Origin of the sequence: Sphingomonas sp. (assembly GCF_035944535.1) — a bacterium.
In the GTDB taxonomy this organism is placed as follows: domain Bacteria; phylum Pseudomonadota; class Alphaproteobacteria; order Sphingomonadales; family Sphingomonadaceae; genus Sphingomonas_B.
The window spans coordinates 36,340-55,692 of the sequence record NZ_DASZBC010000002.1; the positions used below are offsets into that span (position 1 = coordinate 36,340).

At 66.8% G+C, this 19,353-nt stretch carries 15 protein-coding genes; 7 read left to right on the forward strand and 8 right to left on the reverse strand.

Annotated features, from left to right (window positions below):
* Positions 1-52 precede the first annotated feature (52 nt).
* Positions 53-1,132 carry a peptide chain release factor 1 gene (gene prfA, locus VGT77_RS00695; protein ID WP_327458564.1) on the reverse strand — a complete coding sequence of 360 codons (1,080 nt, stop codon included), beginning with the start codon at positions 1,130-1,132 and terminating at the stop codon, positions 53-55.
* On the reverse strand, positions 1,129-2,490 hold the full coding sequence (gene hisS, locus VGT77_RS00700; RefSeq protein WP_327458566.1) for a histidine--tRNA ligase: 1,362 nt from the start codon (positions 2,488-2,490) through the stop codon (positions 1,129-1,131). The genes prfA and hisS overlap by 4 nt, the downstream gene beginning before the upstream one ends.
* Before the next feature lie 217 nt (positions 2,491-2,707).
* On the opposite strand from hisS, the gene VGT77_RS00705 reads away from it, so the two are divergent.
* Together VGT77_RS00705 and ppa are read left to right on the forward strand one after the other, a co-directional pair.
* The gene (locus tag VGT77_RS00705) at positions 2,708-4,609 is read left to right on the forward strand and encodes a peptidase M61 (RefSeq protein ID WP_327458568.1); all 1,902 of its coding nucleotides are present in this window, start codon (positions 2,708-2,710) and stop codon (positions 4,607-4,609) included.
* A gap of 119 nt (positions 4,610-4,728) precedes the next feature.
* Entirely contained in the window at positions 4,729-5,274 is a 546-nt protein-coding gene (ppa, locus tag VGT77_RS00710) for an inorganic diphosphatase (RefSeq protein WP_327458570.1), read from the forward strand.
* Between the two features lie 63 nt (positions 5,275-5,337).
* Here ppa and VGT77_RS00715 read toward each other — a convergent pair whose 3' ends face one another.
* Both VGT77_RS00715 and VGT77_RS00720 read right to left on the reverse strand, forming a co-directional pair.
* Entirely contained in the window at positions 5,338-6,120 is a 783-nt protein-coding gene (locus VGT77_RS00715; RefSeq protein ID WP_327458572.1) for an SDR family NAD(P)-dependent oxidoreductase, read from the reverse strand.
* Between the two features lie 115 nt (positions 6,121-6,235).
* A complete protein-coding gene (locus tag VGT77_RS00720) occupies positions 6,236-7,405 on the reverse strand; it encodes an acetyl-CoA C-acetyltransferase (protein ID WP_327458574.1) in 1,170 nt (389 codons plus the stop codon).
* A gap of 94 nt (positions 7,406-7,499) precedes the next feature.
* Between VGT77_RS00720 and VGT77_RS00725 the strand changes: the two genes are divergently transcribed.
* Both VGT77_RS00725 and VGT77_RS00730 read left to right on the forward strand, forming a co-directional pair.
* Positions 7,500-8,168, forward strand: coding sequence for a nitroreductase (locus tag VGT77_RS00725; protein WP_327458576.1), 669 nt, complete (start codon positions 7,500-7,502; stop codon positions 8,166-8,168).
* A gap of 50 nt (positions 8,169-8,218) precedes the next feature.
* Positions 8,219-8,401, forward strand: a complete 183-nt coding sequence (locus VGT77_RS00730) for a hypothetical protein (RefSeq protein WP_327458578.1) — start codon at positions 8,219-8,221, stop codon at positions 8,399-8,401.
* Here the strand turns inward: VGT77_RS00730 and VGT77_RS00735 are convergent, their stop codons facing one another.
* Positions 8,402-8,572, reverse strand: coding sequence for a hypothetical protein (locus VGT77_RS00735; RefSeq protein WP_327458580.1), 171 nt, complete (start codon positions 8,570-8,572; stop codon positions 8,402-8,404). It lies immediately after the preceding gene.
* A gap of 157 nt (positions 8,573-8,729) precedes the next feature.
* On the opposite strand from VGT77_RS00735, the gene VGT77_RS00740 reads away from it, so the two are divergent.
* From VGT77_RS00740 to VGT77_RS00750, 3 genes are all read left to right on the forward strand, one after another.
* A complete protein-coding gene (locus VGT77_RS00740; RefSeq protein WP_414713343.1) occupies positions 8,730-8,909 on the forward strand; it encodes a hypothetical protein in 180 nt (59 codons plus the stop codon).
* 43 nt (positions 8,910-8,952) lie between these two features.
* Positions 8,953-10,911 carry an autotransporter assembly complex protein TamA gene (locus tag VGT77_RS00745; RefSeq protein WP_327458584.1) on the forward strand — a complete coding sequence of 653 codons (1,959 nt, stop codon included), beginning with the start codon at positions 8,953-8,955 and terminating at the stop codon, positions 10,909-10,911.
* Between the two features lie 130 nt (positions 10,912-11,041).
* Positions 11,042-15,163, forward strand: a complete 4,122-nt coding sequence (locus VGT77_RS00750; RefSeq protein ID WP_327458586.1) for a translocation/assembly module TamB domain-containing protein — start codon at positions 11,042-11,044, stop codon at positions 15,161-15,163.
* Here VGT77_RS00750 and VGT77_RS00755 read toward each other — a convergent pair.
* The 3 genes from VGT77_RS00755 to VGT77_RS00765 are packed head-to-tail and all read right to left on the reverse strand — an operon-like array spanning position 15,157 to position 19,309.
* The gene (locus VGT77_RS00755; protein ID WP_327458588.1) at positions 15,157-17,043 is read right to left on the reverse strand and encodes an OPT family oligopeptide transporter; all 1,887 of its coding nucleotides are present in this window, start codon (positions 17,041-17,043) and stop codon (positions 15,157-15,159) included. The genes VGT77_RS00750 and VGT77_RS00755 overlap by 7 nt on opposite strands.
* Positions 17,043-17,717 (reverse strand): hypothetical protein, encoded by a 675-nt coding sequence (locus VGT77_RS00760; RefSeq protein ID WP_327458590.1) that lies wholly within the window; start codon positions 17,715-17,717, stop codon positions 17,043-17,045. Before VGT77_RS00760 ends, VGT77_RS00755 begins: the two co-directional genes overlap by 1 nt.
* Entirely contained in the window at positions 17,714-19,309 is a 1,596-nt protein-coding gene (locus tag VGT77_RS00765) for a helicase HerA-like domain-containing protein (RefSeq protein ID WP_327458592.1), read from the reverse strand. The genes VGT77_RS00760 and VGT77_RS00765 overlap by 4 nt, the downstream gene beginning before the upstream one ends.
* Positions 19,310-19,353: the final 44 nt, after the last annotated feature.

The window sequence follows — 19,353 nt, forward strand, 5'->3', positions numbered from 1 at the left end:
CCTCGCACTGGATTGCCGCGTCGCTTCGCTCCTCGCAATGACGGCGAAGGGCTCACCCATCCAGATTGGCAAGCTTCTCCGCCTGATCCTCTGCGATCAGCGCCTCGATCAGCTCATCCATATTGCCCTCGAGGATCTCGGGCAGGCGGTGGAGGGTCAGGTTGATGCGGTGGTCCGTGACGCGTCCCTGCGGATAATTGTAGGTGCGGATGCGCTCGGAGCGGTCGCCCGATCCGACCATCGACTTCCGCGCGCCGGCGCGTTCGCTCGCCAGCCGGTCCCGTTCCAGCTCGTAGAGGCGAGTGCGCAGCACCTTCAGCGCCTTTGCCTTGTTCTTGTGCTGCGACTTCTCGTCCTGCTGAATGACGACCAGTCCGCTCGGCAAGTGGGTGATGCGGACGGCGCTGTCGGTCGTGTTGACCGACTGGCCGCCGGGGCCGGACGAGCGATAGACGTCGATGCGCAGATCCTTCGCTTCGTCGATCTGCACATCGACATCCTCGGCCTCGGGCAGCACCGCGACGGTCGCGGCGGAGGTATGGATGCGTCCCCCGCTCTCGGTCGCCGGCACGCGCTGGACGCGGTGCACGCCGCTTTCGAACTTCAGCCGCGCGAACACGCCCTGGCCGGTGACGCTCGCCACCACTTCCTTATAGCCGCCGAGTTCGGCTGCACTCGCCGAGATCATCTCGACGCGCCAGCCGCGGCTTTCGGCATAGCGCTGATACATGCGGAACAGGTCGCCCGCGAACAGCGCCGCCTCGTCGCCGCCCGTGCCCGCGCGGATTTCGAGCATGGCAGGACGCTCGTCGGCCGCGTCGCGGGGGAGAAGTCTCACGGCAAGCTCGCGCTCCGCCGTCGGCAGTTGCGCGCGCACGGCTTCCGCTTCCTCGGCGGCCATGGCGCGCATCTCCGCATCCGCCTCTTTCTCGGCCAGGTCGGCCAGCACGCTAAGTTCGGCCCGCAGCCGCCGCACCTGCCCGGCCGCCGCCGCGACCGGCTCCAGCTCGGCATATTCCTTGGACACCGCCACGAAGCGATCGGCCCCCAATTCGCCCGACGCCATCAACGCCTGCAACTCATCCCGCCGCGCCTCGATCTGCGCGATCCGTTCCGCTGAGATGGTGGTCATTGCTCGCCCGTTGCGGCGTTCCCGGTCAGGAACGCTTCACCGCCCGGCTCAACAAACCAGTGGGAGCGGCTTATCTGATATTTTGCCGCCGACACTCGCGCGTACACCTCATCCGTGACGTCTAGCTGGTGTTCGTCGACGTCAGACACGACTGACTGCTCACCTGAGCGTAGATCCTTCACCTCCACTTCGCGGCGCGCCCATCCAGCTTGGGACACAAACACGGCAACGAGCGCGCCCGAAGCGTTCGCCCGCTGCATACGGCGTTTCATATTTCCCTTCAGAGCCATGTCACATGCCAGACCCCTCCGGCGAAGTGCCGATAGCACGTCCAGCGCTGCAAGCTCTGATTGCTGATCCACCGGGATAACTGCAGCATCGACACTTACGGGGGCGGGACACTCGATCAACATCGCCAGCCGCTCGATCCCCGCCGCCCAACCGACAGCTGGCGTGGCAGGGCCACCCAGATTCTCGATCAGCCCGTCATAGCGCCCGCCGCCAAGCACGGTGCCTTGCGCGCCCAGGCGATCAGTGACGAACTCGAAGGCGGTGTGGCGGTAATAATCGAGGCCGCGGACAAGGCGTGCATTTCGGGTCCACGCTACGCCGGCCGCATCGAGGCCTTTGGTCACCGCTTGAAAGAATGCACCTGCCTCACTTGTCAGGAAGTCGTCGATCGAAGGTGCGGCGTCGGCGACCGGGCGATCGCGCGGGTCCTTGCTGTCCAGGATGCGCATCGGATTGCGCTGCAGGCGGTCGAGGCTCTCTTCCGACAGCTCGCCGCGATGCGCCTCGAAGTGGCGGACGAGGGCGTCGCGCCAGGCTTGCCGCGTCTCGGCGTCACCCAAGGTATTGAGCTGCAGCGTCACGCCGTCGCTCACGCCGAGTTCGCGCAGCAGCTGATCGGCCATCACCAGCAGCTCGACATCAGCGGCAGGCTCGGCCGCGCCGATCACTTCGGCGTCGAGCTGGTGGAACTGCCGGAAGCGCCCCTTTTGCGGCCGTTCGTAGCGGAACAGCGGCCCGTGCGTCGCCACCTTCAGCGGCGCATATTGCTGCCAGCCTTCGGTCAGATAGGCGCGCGCGATTCCGGCAGTGAACTCGGGCCGCAGCGTCAGCGAATCCCCGCCGCGATCCTCGAACGTGTACATTTCCTTTGAGACCACGTCGGTCGTCTCGCCGAGCGAGCGGGCGAACACGGCGGTCGCTTCGAACACCGGCACTTCGACGCGCTGAAAAGCATAGAGCTTGCGCACCCGCTCGAACGTGTCGACGACATGTTGGAAGCGCAGCGCTTGCTCGCCAAGCATGTCCTGCGTGCCGCGGATCGGCCGGGGAGTTTCGATCTTCGCCATAAAGCGCGGCTGTTTAGTGAGCTAACACCCTCTCGTCATCCCCCGCCCTAGTTTAGTGATCCCCGCGAAAGCGGGGACCCAGTCTCTTCTTCTCTTAGTGCCCTTTGTGCTCTTCGTGAGAACCCATTCTTGTTCTCACAAAGGCCACGAAGATCACGAAGAAGGAAGCCGGGTTCCCGCTTTCGCGGGAAAGACGAAGGGGTTAGGAGCCCGGAGCATGAAGCTCATCTTCGCGTCACTCCTCCTCGCCTCCTCCACCGCCGCCATCGCCCAGCTTAGCGCCCCGCAGCCGGTCGCTTATGTCGATCCAATCCCCGCGCCGCGCGACATCCCCTATCCCGGCACGATGACGGTGAAGGTCGACGCGACCGACATCGAGCGCGGCATCATCGAAGTGCGGCAGACCATCCCCGTGCGCGAAAGCGGGCGGATGACCTTGCTGGTGCCCGCCTATCTGCCCGGCAAGCATGCGTCGCGGCTGGAGCTCGACAAGCTCGGCGGCCTCGTCATCAAGGCCGGCGGCAAGACGCTCGTCTGGAAGCGCGACCCGGTCGACGTCCACGCCTTCCATATCGATGTGCCGGACGGCGCCCGAGCACTGGATCTTGAGTTTCAGTTCCTCTCAGCAGTGGCAAGCGATCAAGGCCGGATCGTCGTCACGCGCGAGATGATGAATCTGCAGTTCGAGCAGCTCTCCTTCTACCCGGCAGGCTATTTCACCCGGCAGATCCCGGTGACGGCGAGCGTCACCTATCCCAAGGGCTGGCAGGCGGCGACGGCGCTGCGGCCGACCGCCACCGTCGGCGATACGATCACCTACGGCACCGTCAGCTACGAAGTGCTGCAGGACTCGCCTATCTTCGCGGGCAAATATTTCCGCCGCGACGATCTCGGCCAGGGCGTGATCCTCAACACCGTCGCCGATCACCCCAGGGAGCTGGCGGTCACGCCCGAAGTGCTCGCCTTGCACCGCAACCTCGTCGACCAGGCGATCAAGCTGTTCGGGTCGCGCCATTATGACCATTACGACTTTCTGCACGCGATTACCGACCGGATGGGCGGGATCGGGCTGGAGCATCACCGGTCGAGCGAGAACCAGAACGACCCCGGCTATTTCACCGATTGGGCGGCGTCGCTGCCCGATCACAATCTGCTGCCGCACGAGTTCGTGCATAGCTGGAACGGCAAGTTCCGCCTGGGCGCTGACAGCTGGACGCCCGATTTCCGCACGCCCAAGCGCAACTCGCTGCTCTGGGTCTATGAAGGCCAGACGCAGTTCTGGGGCCATGTGCTTGAAGCCCGGTCGGGCATGTCGTCCAAGGCGGACGTGCTCGACAAGCTGGCCAGCATCGCCGCTTCGCTCGACAACCGTCCGGCGCGGAGCTGGCGGAGCCTCGACGACACCACCAACGACCCGATCATCTCGGCACGCCGCCCCAAGGCTTGGCTCAGCTGGCAGCGAAGCGAGGATTATTACAATGAAGGCCTGCTGATCTGGGTCGAGGCCGACGCGATCATCCGCGAAGGCACCGGTGGCGCCAGAGGCATGGACGATTTCGCCCGCGCCTTTTTCGGCATCAGGGACGGCGACTGGGGCCAGGTCACCTACACATTCGACGATGTGGTCGCGACGCTGAACAGCGTCTACGCTTATGACTGGCGCGCTTTCCTGACGCAGCGGCTGACCGAAAAGGCGCCGCGCGCCCCGCTGCTCGGCTTCGAGAAGAGCGGCTACAAGCTCGTCTACACCGACACCCCGACCAACTGGATGACGCGCACGCAGAAGCACGGCAAATATCTCGACCTGATCTATTCGCTCGGGATCAATGTCGCGAAGGGCAAGGTCAGCGCGATCCAGTGGGACGGCCCGGCCTTCAAGGCGGGCATGGTGGTCGGCCAGGAGATCATCGCGGTCAACGGCGTGCCCTACACGGAAGAGGTGCTGAAGGCGGCGGTGACGGCAGCCAAGGGCGGAAAGGCCCCGATCCGCCTCACGATCAAGACGGAGTCGCAGGTGCGCGACGTCGCTCTCGACTGGACCGGCGGCCTGCGCTACCCGCGCTTTCAGAAAACAGGCACCGGAGAGGGTGCGCTCGACAGGCTGCTCACCGCCCGGTGAGTTGACCCGTTTCCCTATCGTCATCCTGAACTTGTTTCAGGATAAGCTGTCCGCCGATCCGTCGCCGACACGCTTATGCCGAAACAAGTTCGGCATGACGATCAAGCAGTTGGACGCACATGAACATCGACCTGATCAGCTGCGGCGACGAGCCGCCGCACAATCTCAACGTCATCATCGAAGTTCCGGTCGGCGGCGAGCCCGTCAAATATGAGTTCGACAAGAAGTCGGGCGCGCTGTTCGTTGACCGCATCCTGCACACGCCGATGCGCTATCCGGCCAATTACGGCTTCGTGCCGCACACGCTGTCACCGGACGGCGACCCGCTCGACGCACTGGTCGTCGCGCGCTCGCCCTTCATTCCGGGCTGCGTGGTGCGGGTCCGCCCGATCGCGGTGCTGATGCTGGAAGACGAAGCCGGCGGCGACGAGAAGCTCCTGACCGTGCCCGTCGACGAGACCTTTCCCTATTACACCAAGGTCGAGGAGATGAGCGATCTGCCCGAGATCGTGATGCAGCAGATCGAGCATTTCTTCACCCACTATAAGGACCTGGAAGCCAAGAAGTGGGTGCGCGTCGGCCATTGGGAAAATGCCGACTATGCGCGCCGCATCGTGCTCGAGGCGATCGAACGGGCGAAGGCGGTCAAATCCGAAGCACAATAATCCGTTCGCTTCGAGCGAAGTCGAGAAGCGTATCTCGACTTCGCTCGATACGAACGGCAACGGTTACCTCGGCGCCATCCGGATTGCGCCGTCCAGGCGGACATCCTCGCCATTGAAGTACCCGCATTCGATCATCGTCAGCGCGAGCATGGCATATTCTTCGGGATTGCCGAGCCGCTTCGGGAAAGGCACCGAAGCCGCAAGCGCATCCTTTACCTGCTGGGGTGCGGCGTTCATCAATGGCGTGTTGAAGATGCCGGGCAGGATGGTGTTGACGCGAATGCCCTCGTTCATCAGGTCGCGGGCGATCGGCAGCGTCATGCCGATGACGCCGCCCTTAGACGCCGAATAAGCCGCCTGGCCGATCTGGCCGTCTTCACCTGCCACCGAAGCGGTGTTGACGATCGCGCCGCGCTCACCGTCTTCCATCGGGTCGAGCGTCAGCATGCCCGCCGCCGACTTGGCGATGCAGCGGAACGTGCCGACCAGATTGATCTGGATCACGAAGTTGAACGCATCCAGGGGGAAGTGCTTGATCGAGCCGTCTTCCTTTGAGCGGCTCGCCGTTTTGATCGCGTTGCCGATGCCGGCGCAGTTGACGAGGATGCGTTCCTGGCCGTGCGCGGCGCGCGCCTTGGCGAAGCCCGCATCGACGCTCTCGTCCGAGGTCACATTCACTTCACAGAACACGCCGTCGATTTCGGCCGCGACCTGCTCCCCCTTCTCCGCCTGCAAGTCGAAGATCGCGACCTTCACGCCCCTGGCGGCAAGCGCCCGCGCGGTGGCGGCGCCAAGGCCGGATGCCCCACCGGTGATGACGGCTGCGACTGAACTGTCCAACTTCATTTCGAGATCCTTCCTTGATCGTCATGCCCAACTTGGATCGGCATAAGCTGTCCGTCGACGGATCGCCGGAAGCCTTATCCCGAAACGAGTTCGGGATGACGGTGGTTGTTGATGCCTAAATCCGCTCGACGATGGTCACGTTGGCGATGCCGCCGCCCTCGCACATGGTCTGCAGGCCATAGCGCTTGCCGTGCCGGCGCAGCGCGTGGACCAGGGTCGCCATCAGCTTGGTGCCCGAGGCGCCGAGCGGATGACCGAGCGCGATCGCGCCGCCATGCACATTGATCTTGGCCGGATCGGCGCCTGTGTGCTTCAGCCAGGCGAGCGGCACCGGCGCGAAGGCCTCGTTTACTTCGTAAAGGTCGATCTCGTCGATCTTCATGCCGGCGCGCTTCAGCGCTCTGTCGGTCGCGAACAGCGGCTCTTCGAGCATGATCACCGGATCGCCCGCCGTCACTGTCACATTGTGGATGCGAGCAAGCGGAGTGAGGCCATGTTCCTTCAGCGCGCGCTCCGACACGACCAGCACGGCTGACGCACCATCACAGATCTGGGAGGCATTGGCGGCCGTGATCGCGCCGCCCTCGGCGAGCAACTTGACCGAGGCGATACCCTCCAGCGTCGCGTCGTGGCGGATGCCTTCATCGGTGCGATGGAGTTCGGTGCCTTCCGGAGTCTCGATCTCCAGCGGTACGATCTCGTCGTCGAACGCGCCCGCCTGAGTCGCGGCCGAGGCGCGGCGATGGCTTTCCAGCGAATAACGGTCGAGCTGTTCCTTGGTGAAGCCATGCTTCTTCACGATCATCTCGGCACCCATGAACTGGCTGAACTGGATGCCGGGATAGCGCGCTTCCTGGCGCGGGCTCTTCGACTTGCCGAGGCCCGCCTGGGCGAACAACATGCCGGTCGATCCCATCGGCACGCGCGTCATCGATTCGACGCCGGCCGCGATCACCACGTCCTGTGTGCCCGACAGCACCGCCTGCGCCGCGAATTGAATCGCCTGCTGCGACGATCCGCACTGGCGGTCGATCGTCACCGCCGGCACGCTCTCCGGCAGCCGTGAGGCGAGCACCGCATTGCGCCCGATCTGAAAGCTCTGCTCGCCACCCTGGCTGACGCAGCCCATGATCACGTCCTCGATCGCCGCGGGATCGAGGTCGCTACGATCGACGATCGCGTTCAGCACTTCGCCCGCCATGTCGGCCGGGTGCCAGCCCGCAAGTTTGCCGCCCCGTTTGCCGCCCGCCGTGCGCACTGCCTGAACGATATAGGCTTCAGCCATGCTCGACTCCTTCTTGGAAGATTTCCCATCATCTCTTGCCTATCACTGCAGGTGCGGCAAGGATGAATTGACGTTTACGTGAACGGCGGGTGGCATGACGGTCAGCGAAGCAGTGGCGGCACGGCGATCGGTGCGCGGGTTCCTCGACAAGCCGGTCGACATGGACCTGATCCGGCGCTTGGTGGAACTGGCCGCGCGAGCCCCCTCCGGCGGCAACCTTCAGCCCTGGCACATCGATGTGGTGAGCGGGCTGGCGCTGGAGCGGTTCAAGCGCGACATCGCCGCCAAGCTGATGGCCGGCCACCGCGAGACGCCCGCCTACGACATCTACCCGCCCGACCTGGACGATCCCTATCGCGGGCGGCGCTTCGCGATCGGCGAAGCAATGTACGGGCACATCGGCATCCCGCGCGAAGACAAGGCGGCGCGGCGGATGTGGTTCGCGCGCAACTTCGCGTTTTTCGGAGCGCCGGTCGCCCTGTTCTGCACCGTGGACCGCGGCATGGGCCCGCCGCAATGGTCGGATCTTGGCATGTATCTCCAGACGCTGATGCTGCTGCTGGTCGAACATGGGCTCGCATCCTGCGCGCAGGAATGCTGGGCCATCTACCCCGATACGGTCACCAGCTTCCTCGGCACGCCAGCGCATCGCATGCTCTTCTGCGGCATGGCGATCGGCTATGAAGATACCGTAGAACCCGCAAATGCCCTGCGCAGCGAGCGCGCTCCTCTCTCCGAATGGGCGGATTTCCACGCTTTCTGAGCGATGAAGGGCACGGTTACCGATATGGTGCGTTCAAGACGCCAAGCACCATGGGCAAGTTTTCCGAAACCGAAGGGCAAGAGCCGATCGTCGCCGTCGGGCTGCTGACGCAGCAGGATCTCGACCTGCTCGGCAGCGGCTTCCGCCGCGCCTTCCGGCTCGATGATACACCCTGCTTCGAGGATCTGCTCCGCGCGATTGATGTCGCGGAGGAGAAGATGCAGCCGCACTGATCAGCGGCGGCGGTCGACCAGCCAGAATGCGGTGACGATGATCGCAGCGAGCGCGAGCCCGCCCACAAGTCCGATCACCGGCTCTCCCAACAGCCCCACGCCGATTGCGCCGGCCAGCGGCAGGATCGCGAACAAGATGCCGAGCGAACGTGGGTTGCGGGGAGCGGCCATGTCCGGGCTCTGCCACGCCGCTCCAGCCCGCGCCAGCCCGACATGGTCAAGAAGCCGTTGACCTTCTCCGTCCGCCGGACGGCAAGCTTCCGCGGCTAGAGCGGTCGTCATGGAAAGCCCGCGCGAGACTCCCCTGCCTTTTGTCGCGGATCGCGCGATGCTCGCCGATGCGACCGAGCTGATGGCGCGCTTTGGCGGCGATGCGGCGTTCGAGGCGGCCGCCCGCGCGGACCGCAGCCGCGATCTCGGCAATGTCGTTCATTTCTGCCGCTGGCGGCAGGTTGAGCGGCTGGTGGTGCTGCTGAGCGAGGACGGGGCGACCGGCACGGTTCACTGATCGGCTCTGGCGGCACTCCGCCTGACACGATACACCCGGCCGCATGACGTGCTGCTCGTCGCGGCGCTCCGGCGCGGCGCTGGCCGTGGCGGCGTATCTTGCTGCGGCCAATCCTCTGGCTTCCCCAGCCTTCGCGCAGGACCTGCCGCAGGCGGAGCCGGCGCTCGACCCGGATTCGCCGATGGACCCGCTGCCGGAGCTGGGCGTCGACTGGCCCGAGCTGCCGGCTGAAACGGCCCCGGCTGCACCGGCCGAGCGAGCGGCGACCACGGATGCCGGCGCGGCCTTGCGCTACGAAGTGCGACTGGAAGGGTTGGACGTCGAACAGACCGAGGCGGTTTCGAGCCAGTTCGATGCCCTTTCGACCCTGCGGTCGTCAGAGAAGGCGCCCGCGAACGTCGCCCAGATCGACCGGCGTGCGCGCGAGGATGCGGAACTGCTGGTCGAGCTGCTGCGCGCCCGCGGCTATTATGACGCCGAAGTCGAGCCGCGCGTCACAACCGAGGCGGGGCGGGTCGTCGTCGCGCTCGCGGCCGAGCCGGGCGACCAATATCGCTTCACCGGCGTCGATGTGCGCGGTCTGGAAGGGGCGCCCGAGCAGGCTGAGGCGCTGCGCGACGCCTTCGGCATCCGAAAGGACGACCCGGTCGATGCCGCGGCCGTCAATGCCGGCACCGTCGCGCTCCGCCAGCGCATCGGCCAGGGCGGCTTTCCCTTTGCCCAGGTGCCCGACCCGCAAGTGGTGGTAGACCGGGAAAGCCGCACCGCAACCCTGGTGCTGACCGTCGATCCGGGCGGAGCGCGCCGCTATGGCCGGATCATCGTGCCCGAGGGAGCACTGTTCAGCGCCCGCCACATCGGCGAGATCGCGCGCTTCAAGCCGGGCCAGCCTTTCGAAGCCAGCGACATGGACGATCTCCGTCGCGCGCTGATCGCAACCGGCCTTGTCTCGACCGTCAACGTCACGCCCCAGCCCGGCGCCACGCCGGACACGGTCGATATCGCCGTCCGGATCGAGCCGGCGCCGCCGCGCACCATCGCAGGCGAGCTCGGCTATGGCACCGGCGAGGGCTTTCGCGCCGCGATCAGCTGGCAGCACCGCAACTTCTTCCCGCCGGAAGGGGGCCTGACCGCCCGCGCGGTGATCGGCACGCGCGAGCAGACCGCGGCGGCCAGTATCCGCCGCAACAACTTCCGCAAGCGCGATCATGTGCTGACCGCCGACCTGGCACTCAGCCATCTCGACCAGCCCGGCTATGAGGCACGGACTTTTCTGCTCGGCGCCGGCATCGAGCGGCAGACCAACATCATTTTTCAGAAAAAGTGGACCTGGAGCGCCGCCATCAACCTGATCGCGTCCGACGAGCGAGGCGCGATCGGCTCGACTACCAGCACGATGCGGCGCACCTACTTCATCGGCGCGCTGCCAACCATGCTGGCCTATGACGGCTCGAACGACCTGCTCGACCCCACGCGCGGATTCCGTCTGGCCGGACGATTCAGTCCGGAGCTGTCGTTGCAGGACGGGGTGTTCGGCTATGGCAGGCTGCAGCTGGATGCCAGCGCCTATCGGCCGGTGAGCAAACGCGTGGTGCTGGCGGGGCGCATCAGGCTCGGCTCCATCGCCGGCGCGGCCGCCGACCGCATCGCGCCGTCCCGCCGCTTCTTCGCGGGCGGCGGCGGATCGGTGCGCGGCTTTGGCTTCCAAGCGATCGGCCCGCGCGACCAGGATAACAACCCCACCGGCGGCCGCAGCCTGGCCGAGTTCGCCGCCGAGGCGCGCATCCGCTTCGGCGTGTTCGGCATCGTCCCGTTCATCGACGCCGGGAACATCTATCGCTCCGCCCTGCCCGATTTTAGCGGCCTCCGCTTCGGCGCGGGGCTGGGCGTGCGCTACCATAGCAATTTCGGTCCTATTCGCGTCGATGTCGGCACGCCGATCAACCCCCAACGCGGCGACGCCCGCGTGACCGTATTCGTGTCCCTGGGTCAGGCTTTTTGAGGATGGGTCAGTCCCCCTCTCCGGTTCGGGCTGAGCCTGTCGAAGCCCTCCCTTTCTCGTTCGGATGCCGAAGGAAGAAGGGAGGCCTTCGGCAATCTCAGGCCGAACCGAGCTTGAGGTTCCAAGGAGCATGAAGCGGCGCTGGAAACTCGCCCTCTTGCTGCCGATCGCGCTGCTGCTGGCGTTCCTCGCGGCGATCTGGTCGGTCGATACCGATGCCGGCCACCGCTTCCTGATCGACCGGATCGAGCGACTGCAGACCCGGACCGGACTGAAGATCGGCATAGGCCGGATAGACGGGTCCATCTATGGCCGGGCGCGGCTGAAGGACGTGCGGCTCTACGATCCCAAGGGGCTGTTCCTGTCGGTGCCCGAAGCGCGGCTGCACTGGTCGCCCTGGCGCTGGGCGATTAACACGCTCGATATCGACGAACTGACCGCGGTCCAGGCGACGCTCCACAAGGTGCCCGAGCCCCGGTCGACCGGCCGGCCGTTCACCCTGCCCGGTTTCGACATCCGCATCGGCCGCCTGCGCATCGAGCGGCTGCGGCTGCTGAAAGGCGTCGCCGGGCCGGAGCGAACGGGAACGCTTGCCGCCCAGGCCGAAGTGCGGCGCGGCAAGGCGATGGTCCGCGGCATGCTGGCGACCAGCGCGGGCGACCGGCTGCGCCTGATCCTGGATGCGGAGCCACGCCGGAAACGTTTCGAACTGGCCGGCGAACTCGACGCTCCCGCCGGCGGCCTGCTCGCAAGGATGATGGGGACGGCCAAGCCGATCGCCGCGCGCATCGTTGGCAAGGGGGATTACGCCCGCTGGGACGGCACTGCCCAGGTCCAGGCGGCAGGCGTGCGCACGGCCGACCTGCGCCTGGGCGTGCGCGATGGCACCTACCGCCTGCTCGGCGCCCTCATGCTCGAAAGCGTCACGCGCGGGCGGGTTCAGCGCCTTGCTGCGCCGCGAATCGCTGTCGATGGACAGGGCCGGCTCGAACGCGGCGTGCTGGAGGGCGGCCTGAAGCTGCGGTCGGCGGCGCTTGCGGTGCAGGCGAATGGCGGCCTCGACCTTCGGCGCGGCCAATATGATGCGGTGACGGTGAGAGCGAGCCTGCTCCAGCCGGCCACCCTGTTCCGCAACATGCGTGCGCGCGACGTGCAGTTGCTGGGTGTGCTGGACGGCGCCTATCGCACCGCGCGCTTCCGCTACCGCATCGACAGCCCCGTCATGTTCTTCGACAAGACCGGCTTCGAGCAGGTGCGCATCGAGGGCGCAGGCCGGCTCTCCCGCTCCCCGGTGACGGTGCCCGTCCGCTTCACCTCGCGTCGCGTCACCGGTGTGGGGGATGTCGCGGGCGGTATCCTCGCCAACCTTGTCGTGGACGGGCTGCTGAAGGTCACTTCGAAGACGATCACGGGCGACAATCTGCGCGTCCGCTCCGACAAGCTGACCAGCCGCGCCTCGCTGTTCGTCGATCTGCGAAATGGCGATTATGACGTGCGCCTCGCCGGCGAACTGACGCGCTACACGATCCCTGGGCTTGGCATCGTCGACGTAAAGAGCACGCTGTCGGTCGTGCCCGGCGCCAATCGGGTCGGCTCGCGCGTCACCGGACGCCTGCAGGCCTGGGTGCGCCGCTTCGACAATGGCTTCCTGGCAGGGCTCGCCGGCGGTTTGCCCTATCTGGAAACGAACCTGACGCGGGAGCGCGACGGCATCGTGCGCTTCACCAATCTGCGTATCGTGGCGCCGCAGCTCACTTTCTCCGGCACGGGTTTCCGACGCCGAGACGGGACGATGTTCTTCGAAGGCGGTGGGCGCCAGGCGCGCTACGGCCCGCTCCGCCTGACGCTGGACGGCCGGATCGAGCGGCCGAAGCTCGCAATCTTTCTGCCCCGGCCCTTGGACGCACTCGGCACCAGAGACATGCGCCTGTGGCTGGATCCCACCGCCACCGGCTTTGCCTATCGCGCGAACGGCGGCTCGACCTTGGGCGGGTGGACCAGCAACGGCGCGATCCTGCTGCCCAAGGGCGCGGCGGCCCGGATCGGCGTTGCGGCGCTCGACGTAGCCGGGCTGCGCGCTGCGGGTGAGCTGGTGTCGCAAGGGCGCGGCTTCGACGGCCGGCTGAACGTCGCCGGTCAGGGGCTTACCGGCCTGCTCCGTTTCGACCGCCCCGGCGACGTCCAGCGCATTGCGATGAGCTTCGACGCGAACGGCGCCCGGCTGGCGACGGCACCCGAGATCACCATCGGCCGCGGCGGGCTCGATGGCGAAGTGCTGCTCGATCCCGCCGGGCTCGTCATGCGCGGCACGGTCACGGCGCGGGGCCTGAGGCGCGGCGCGCTGTCGCTCGCCCAGCTGGCGGCCAATATCGACTTGCAGGACGGGCGGGGCACCGCGCGCGTCGCCTTTGCAGGGTCGCGCGGCCGCGCCTTCGATCTTCAAACAAATGTTCAGGTGGCGCCCCAGCGGCTGGTCGTTACCGGCGGCGGCACGATCGACCGCAAGCCGGTGCGCATCGAGCAGCCGGCCGTGCTGACGGCAGAGGCTGGCGGCTGGCGGCTCGCCCCCACGGCCATGGCCTTTGGCGGCGGCAAACTCAGCCTGGCGGGGCTGTTCGGCGCCGAGGCGCTGGAGGTCGACGCGACGCTCGCGGCCGTGCCGATGACTGTGTTCGACATCGTCACGCCGAACCTGGGCCTTGGCGGCACCGCCAACGGCCGCATCCAGTATCGCGCGCCGGCCGGTGCGCTACCGTCCGGCTCCGTGGACCTGACCGTCCGGCGCCTGACCCGCTCCAGCCTCGTCCTCACCTCCCGCCCGATCGACCTGGGCGTCAAGGCCGTCCTGAACGGCAGCCAGGTCGCGATGCGCGCCGTGGCGGCGAGCGAAGGCAAGGTGATCGGACGCGCCCAGACGAGGCTAGGCCCGCTCGCGCCCAACGGCTCGCTCCCCGCGCGGATCGAAGCCGCCCCGCTCTTTGGGCAACTCCGCTATGCAGGCCCTGCCGACACTCTGTGGCGGCTGACCGGCATCCAGCAGTTCGACTTGTCCGGCCCTGTCGCGGTCGCCGCCGATGTCCGCGGCCGCCTCGCCGACCCGGCAATCCGCGGATCGGTCCGTGCGACCAACGCCCGGCTGGAAAGCGCCACGTCCGGCACGGTGCTGACCAATGTGAACGCAACCGGCCGCTTCGGTGGTTCGCGCCTCGTCATAGACCGGATGACCGCAACCGCCGGCCAGGGGAGCGTCACCGGCACCGGCGCTTTCGACTTCGGCGCGGCGCGCGGCATCGGCATGGACCTGGCGGTGACTGCGCAGGACGCGGTGCTGATCGACCGCGACGATATCGGCGCGACCGTCACCGGACCCCTGCGCATCCGCTCGGACGGCCGCGGCGGGGTTATCTCCGGCGAAGTGTCGTTGCCGCGCAGCCGCTACCGCCTCGGCCGCGCAAGGGCTGCCACCACCGTTTCCCGTCTCGCCAACCTGACCGAACGCAACCGGCCGATGGACTTCGCCCAACCTGCCTCAGCACCCGCGCCGTGGCGGCTCGACCTGAAAGCGACCGCCCGCAACCGGCTGATGGTGACCGGCCTTGGCCTCGACAGCGAATGGCGCACCATCCTCGCCATCACCGGAAGCGTCGGCGAGCCGGTGCTGGTCGGCAATGCGACCTTACTGCGCGGCGGCTATGAATTTGCCGGCCGCCGGTTCGAGCTGGAGCGCGGCACGATTCGCTTCAACGGCGCCAACCCGCCCGATCCGGTGCTCGACATCGCCGCCGCCGCCAACCTCCAGGGGCTATCGGCGACCATCCGCGTGACCGGCACCGGCCTGAAACCGGACGTAAGCTTCGCCAGCAACCCGGCCCTGCCCGAAGACGAATTGCTGTCGCGCCTGTTGTTCGGCACCTCGATCAGCAACCTGTCTGCGCCGGAAGCGCTGCAGCTCGCCTCGGCCGTCGCGGCGCTGCAGAGCGGCGGCGATCTCGACCCGATCAATGCGCTGCGTCGCGCGGTGGGCCTCGACCGGCTACGCATCGTCGCCGCCGACCCGACCATCGGTCAGGGCACAGCCATTGCCGCGGGCAAATACATCACCCGCCGGGCGTTCGTCGAAATCATCACCGACGGCCAAGGCTATTCAGCGACGCGCGTCGAGTTCCAGATCACGCGTTGGCTGTCGGTGCTGTCGACCATCTCGACCATCGGCCGCCAGAGCGTCAACGCCCGCGTTTCCAAGGATTATTGAGCCCGCGCCGCTCGCCGGTAGAGCCAGACCGTGATAAGCCCGAACAGCACGGGCGCGAAGATCAGGGAGATGGAGCCGAAGCTGTCCGGCACAACGCTCAGCGGCGCGTCGCTGCCGGTGCCGACCACCAGCGCCGCAAGCGCAACGCCGAACAGACTCTCGCCGACGATCAGCCCGGTCGCGAGCAGCACGCCCATCCGCTCATGCCCTTCCGGATCCCTGCTATTCTTGGCTCGGCGATCATAGAACCAACCGGCGACTGCGCCGACCACGACGAGCAGGCTGGTCTGCATCGGCAGGTAGATGCCGAGGCCCACGGCGAGCGGCGGACAGCCCTTGCCACGCGTCTTGCGCAGCACCCGGTCGAGCGCGGCGATCACGACGCCTGCGATCGCGCCATAGCCGATCATCCGCCAATCGAGCGTGCCGCCCAGCACGCCCTTGGCCAGCGCCGAGATCAGCGCGGCCTGCGGCGCCGGCAGTGCGTTCGCTCCTGCTCCCGGCGCTCCGGCGAAGCCATAAGCCTGGTTCAACAGCGACAGCACCGGTGGGATCACCAGCGATCCGAAGAACACGCCGAAGACCAAAGCCACCTGCTGACGCCATGGCGTCGCCCCGACCAGCTGGCCCGTCTTCAGGTCTTGCAGATTGTCGTTGGAGATGGTGGCGATGCCGAACACCACGGCCGTGACGAGCAAGGCATAGACGACGAGCGGCCCATTGTCGCCGCCGCCCGCCACCGCTCCGATCAGCAGCGCGGCGCCGATGATCGACAATATGCCGATGCCCGAAATCGGGCTGTTCGACGCGCCGATCAGGCCAGCCATATAGCCGCACACCGCGGCGATGAACGCGCCCGCCACCACCACGAAGACGAGGCTGCCGCCGATCACCAGCGGGGCGTTTTCGATCTCGCCGATGTTGGCGGCGAGCAGCACGCCGATCAGCGCCAGCACGACCAGGCTTGCGCCCGTGACGATCCCGATCGGCAAGTCCCGCTCCTGCAGCGGCAGCGTGCCTTCGCCCGCCTTGCGCTGCGACGAGGCCGCCATTGCCGACCTTATGCCGCCGAGGATCGGACCCAATATGCTGAGCAGGGTCCAGATCGCCGCGACACCGATCACGCCGGCGCCGAAGAAACGCACCTGCTCCCGCCAGACGGTCAGCGCCACTTCCTCCGCAGGGCCCGGGATGCCGCTGGTCAGGATCGGCACTGCGCCGGCCCAGCCGATCAATATGCCGAGGCCGATCGCCAGTCCGACCGAAATGCCGACCAGATGCCCCGCCCCCAACAATGCGAAAGACAGGCCCGCGGAAATGCCGGTGGCGCCGCTGCCGACCCGGAAGAATGTCGCCGCCTCCGCTGCCGCGATCCGCATCGCCGCCAGCAGCGCGAACCCGGCCGAGGCCAGCGCGCCGGTCGTGATGATCCTCAGGCCCGCCTTGTTGTCGCTCGCGCCGACCTTCAGCACTTCGGCGGCGGCGACCCCTTCCGGGTAAGGCAGCGGCGCATCGACCACGAGCGCACGGCGCAGCGGAATCGAGAACATGACGCCCAGAAAGCCGCCCAGAAAGGTGATCAGCGCCGTGGTCCAGAACGGAAAATCGTTCCAAGCGCCGATCATGACCAGGCCCGGCAGCACGAAACAGATCGCCGCCAGTGTGCCCGCCGCGGACGCCACGGTCTGAACGATGTTATTTTCGAGGATCGTACCGTTCGCAAAAGCACGCAGCAGCGCCATCGAGATCACCGCCGCGGGGATCGACGTCGCGAAGGTCAGGCCGACGCGCAGGCCCAGATAGACGTTCGCGGCGGTGAACATCAGGGTGAGGATGCCGCCCAGCAGGATGGCTCGGACGGTCAGTTCGCGGGTCTGCATCAATTCTGTTCTTTCTCGAAACGGATTACGCGATCGTAGCGGCGCATGACGAGAGTGCCGCCCTCGATCGCCAGCGGCTCGCCGGCAAAACCGGCGGTGCCGATATCGTTGGCCTCGAAGCGGAACACGATCCGCCGCCCGCCCGGCTTCACCGGATGGGGCGCCAGCGGGATCGGGAAGACAGGCAGATCGGGCACGAGCGAGACCACCGTCTTGCCCGCGGGCACCGGCAAGCGGCCGCTCTCATCAGCCTCTATGAACACCGGCTCGGCCGCATCGGCATAGGTCACAGCCATGGTCAGCGGCGATCCGTGCAGCAGTTCCGGATCGTCAAGCGCGACTTCGATGCCGTCCCCTGCCTTGGGTGTGTCGCTGACCACGGCAAAACGCGGCGGCTTCGGCGCCGGCTCGGTCGTCAGCAGCAGCTGCCCGTCCCTCTCGACCCAGCGCCCCTGCGCCTGCTCGTCGAGCGCGCCATAGCTCAGCGCATATTGGAACCAGCCATCGGCATGCAGGACGAGCCGCGTCGCAAGCTCGGTTTGGCTGCCGTCATAGGTACCGGGGGTGACGGCGGCGGAGGCTGGTTGAGCAAGTGAGAGTGCCCCGGCGAAGGCCGGGGCCCATATTGCCGCGAAGCTGGACCCCGGCCTTCGCCGGGGAGCATTGCCCCTCACTTCAGTAAATTCCCGAGCACCCCGCGCAGCAGCCCACCGACCAAGCCACCACCGCTGCTCCGCCCCCGACGGCTGGATCCGCCGAACACCGCCCGCCCAAGCTCGTTCGCCACTTGCCGGGTGACCGAGGACGTCGCCGTTCGCGCGGCGGTCTGGATGATCTTATCGCCCAACGTCGGCTTGGCCGCTTCGCGCGCCGCTTCCTTGGCGAGCCGCGCCTCTTCCTTCGCCTGGATTGCGGCCTGCTTCTCAGCTTCCGTGCGCGCCTGCGCTTCGGCGGCGGCAGCAGCAGCCTGGGCCGATTTGGCGACGAGCAATTCCTCTGCCGATTCCCGATCGACCACGGCGTCATATTTGTCGCCGACCGCATCCGTTTCGCGCAGCACGCCACGCTCGACCGGCGTCAGCGGTCCCACACGCGAGAAAGGCGGGCGGATCAAGGTCCGCTCGACCGGGCTCGGCGATCCGTCCGGCTGCAGCAGAGAGACAAGCGCCTCGCCGACCTTCAGCTCGGTGATAGCGGTCGCCACATCGACGCCCGGATTGGCTCGGAACGTCTCCGCCGCCGCACGAATGCCCTTCTGGTCCTTGGGCGTGAAGGCGCGGAGTGCATGCTGCACCCGGTTGCCGAGCTGGCCTGCCACGCCCTCCGGAATATCGACAGGGTTCTGGGTGATGAAATAGACGCCGACTCCTTTGGACCGGATCAGCCGCACCACCTGCTCCACCTTGTCGAGCAGCGCTTCGGGTGCCTCGTCGAACAACAGATGCGCCTCGTCGAAGAAGAAGACGAGCTTCGGCTTGTCGGGGTCACCGACCTCGGGCAGCTGCTCGAACAGCTCGGATAGCAGCCAGAGCAGGAAGGTGGCGTAAAGCTTCGGGCTCGCCATCAATTTGTCGGCAGCGAGGATGTTGACCACGCCACGCCCCTGATCGTCCGTTGCGATCAGGTCATCGAGGTCGAGCGCCGGCTCGCCGAAGAAGTGCTCGCCGCCCTGCGAACGCAGCTGGAGCAAGGAGCGCTGGATCGCGCCGATGCTTTGCTTGGAGACATTGCCATAGGTGGTGGTCAGCTCCTCCGCCCGCTCGGCGCAGTGGCTGAGCATCGCCTGCAGGTCGTCCAGGTCGAGCAGCAGCAGCCCGTCCTGGTCGGCGACGGTGAAGGCGATAGTCAGCACGCCTTCCTGCACTTCGTTGAGGCCCATCAAACGCGCGAGCAGCAGCGGCCCCATTTCGGAAACAGTGGTACGGATCGGGTGCCCCTGTTCGCCAAACAAGTCCCAGAGCTGCACTGGATTGGCGTCATAGGCCCAGTCGGTCATGCCGATCTCGGCTGCGCGCGCGGCGAAGATCTCGTGCGTCTTGGTGGTCGGCGAACCGGCCATCGCCATGCCCGCTAGATCGCCCTTCACATCCGCGACGAAGCTCGGCACGCCAGCGCGCGAAAAGCCCTCGACCAGCCCCTGCAGCGTTACCGTCTTGCCCGTGCCGGTCGCGCCCGCAATCAGTCCGTGCCGGTTGGCCCGCTTTAGCGTGAGCGTCTGCGGGGTGGCGCCGCCCGGGGCCGCGCCGATAAAGAGGCCATCATTCATGCTTCGGGTCTAGCGGTGGCGGGCGCTGCCGAACAACCCCGCTT

Excerpts from the sequence above, each read along its gene's own strand:
- prfA (WP_327458564.1), bottom strand. The coding sequence starts at position 1,132 with ATGACCACCATCTCAGCGGAACGGATCGCGCAGATCGAGGCGCGGCGG.
- hisS (WP_327458566.1), bottom strand. The coding sequence starts at position 2,490 with ATGGCGAAGATCGAAACTCCCCGGCCGATCCGCGGCACGCAGGACATG.
- VGT77_RS00705 (WP_327458568.1), top strand. The coding sequence starts at position 2,708 with ATGAAGCTCATCTTCGCGTCACTCCTCCTCGCCTCCTCCACCGCCGCC.
- ppa (WP_327458570.1), top strand. The coding sequence starts at position 4,729 with ATGAACATCGACCTGATCAGCTGCGGCGACGAGCCGCCGCACAATCTC.
- VGT77_RS00715 (WP_327458572.1), bottom strand. The coding sequence starts at position 6,120 with ATGAAGTTGGACAGTTCAGTCGCAGCCGTCATCACCGGTGGGGCATCC.
- VGT77_RS00720 (WP_327458574.1), bottom strand. The coding sequence starts at position 7,405 with ATGGCTGAAGCCTATATCGTTCAGGCAGTGCGCACGGCGGGCGGCAAA.
- VGT77_RS00725 (WP_327458576.1), top strand. The coding sequence starts at position 7,500 with ATGACGGTCAGCGAAGCAGTGGCGGCACGGCGATCGGTGCGCGGGTTC.
- VGT77_RS00730 (WP_327458578.1), top strand. The coding sequence starts at position 8,219 with ATGGGCAAGTTTTCCGAAACCGAAGGGCAAGAGCCGATCGTCGCCGTC.
- VGT77_RS00735 (WP_327458580.1), bottom strand. The coding sequence starts at position 8,572 with ATGGCCGCTCCCCGCAACCCACGTTCGCTCGGCATCTTGTTCGCGATC.
- VGT77_RS00740 (WP_414713343.1), top strand. The coding sequence starts at position 8,730 with ATGCTCGCCGATGCGACCGAGCTGATGGCGCGCTTTGGCGGCGATGCG.
- VGT77_RS00745 (WP_327458584.1), top strand. The coding sequence starts at position 8,953 with ATGACGTGCTGCTCGTCGCGGCGCTCCGGCGCGGCGCTGGCCGTGGCG.
- VGT77_RS00750 (WP_327458586.1), top strand. The coding sequence starts at position 11,042 with ATGAAGCGGCGCTGGAAACTCGCCCTCTTGCTGCCGATCGCGCTGCTG.
- VGT77_RS00755 (WP_327458588.1), bottom strand. The coding sequence starts at position 17,043 with ATGCAGACCCGCGAACTGACCGTCCGAGCCATCCTGCTGGGCGGCATC.
- VGT77_RS00765 (WP_327458592.1), bottom strand. The coding sequence starts at position 19,309 with ATGAATGATGGCCTCTTTATCGGCGCGGCCCCGGGCGGCGCCACCCCG.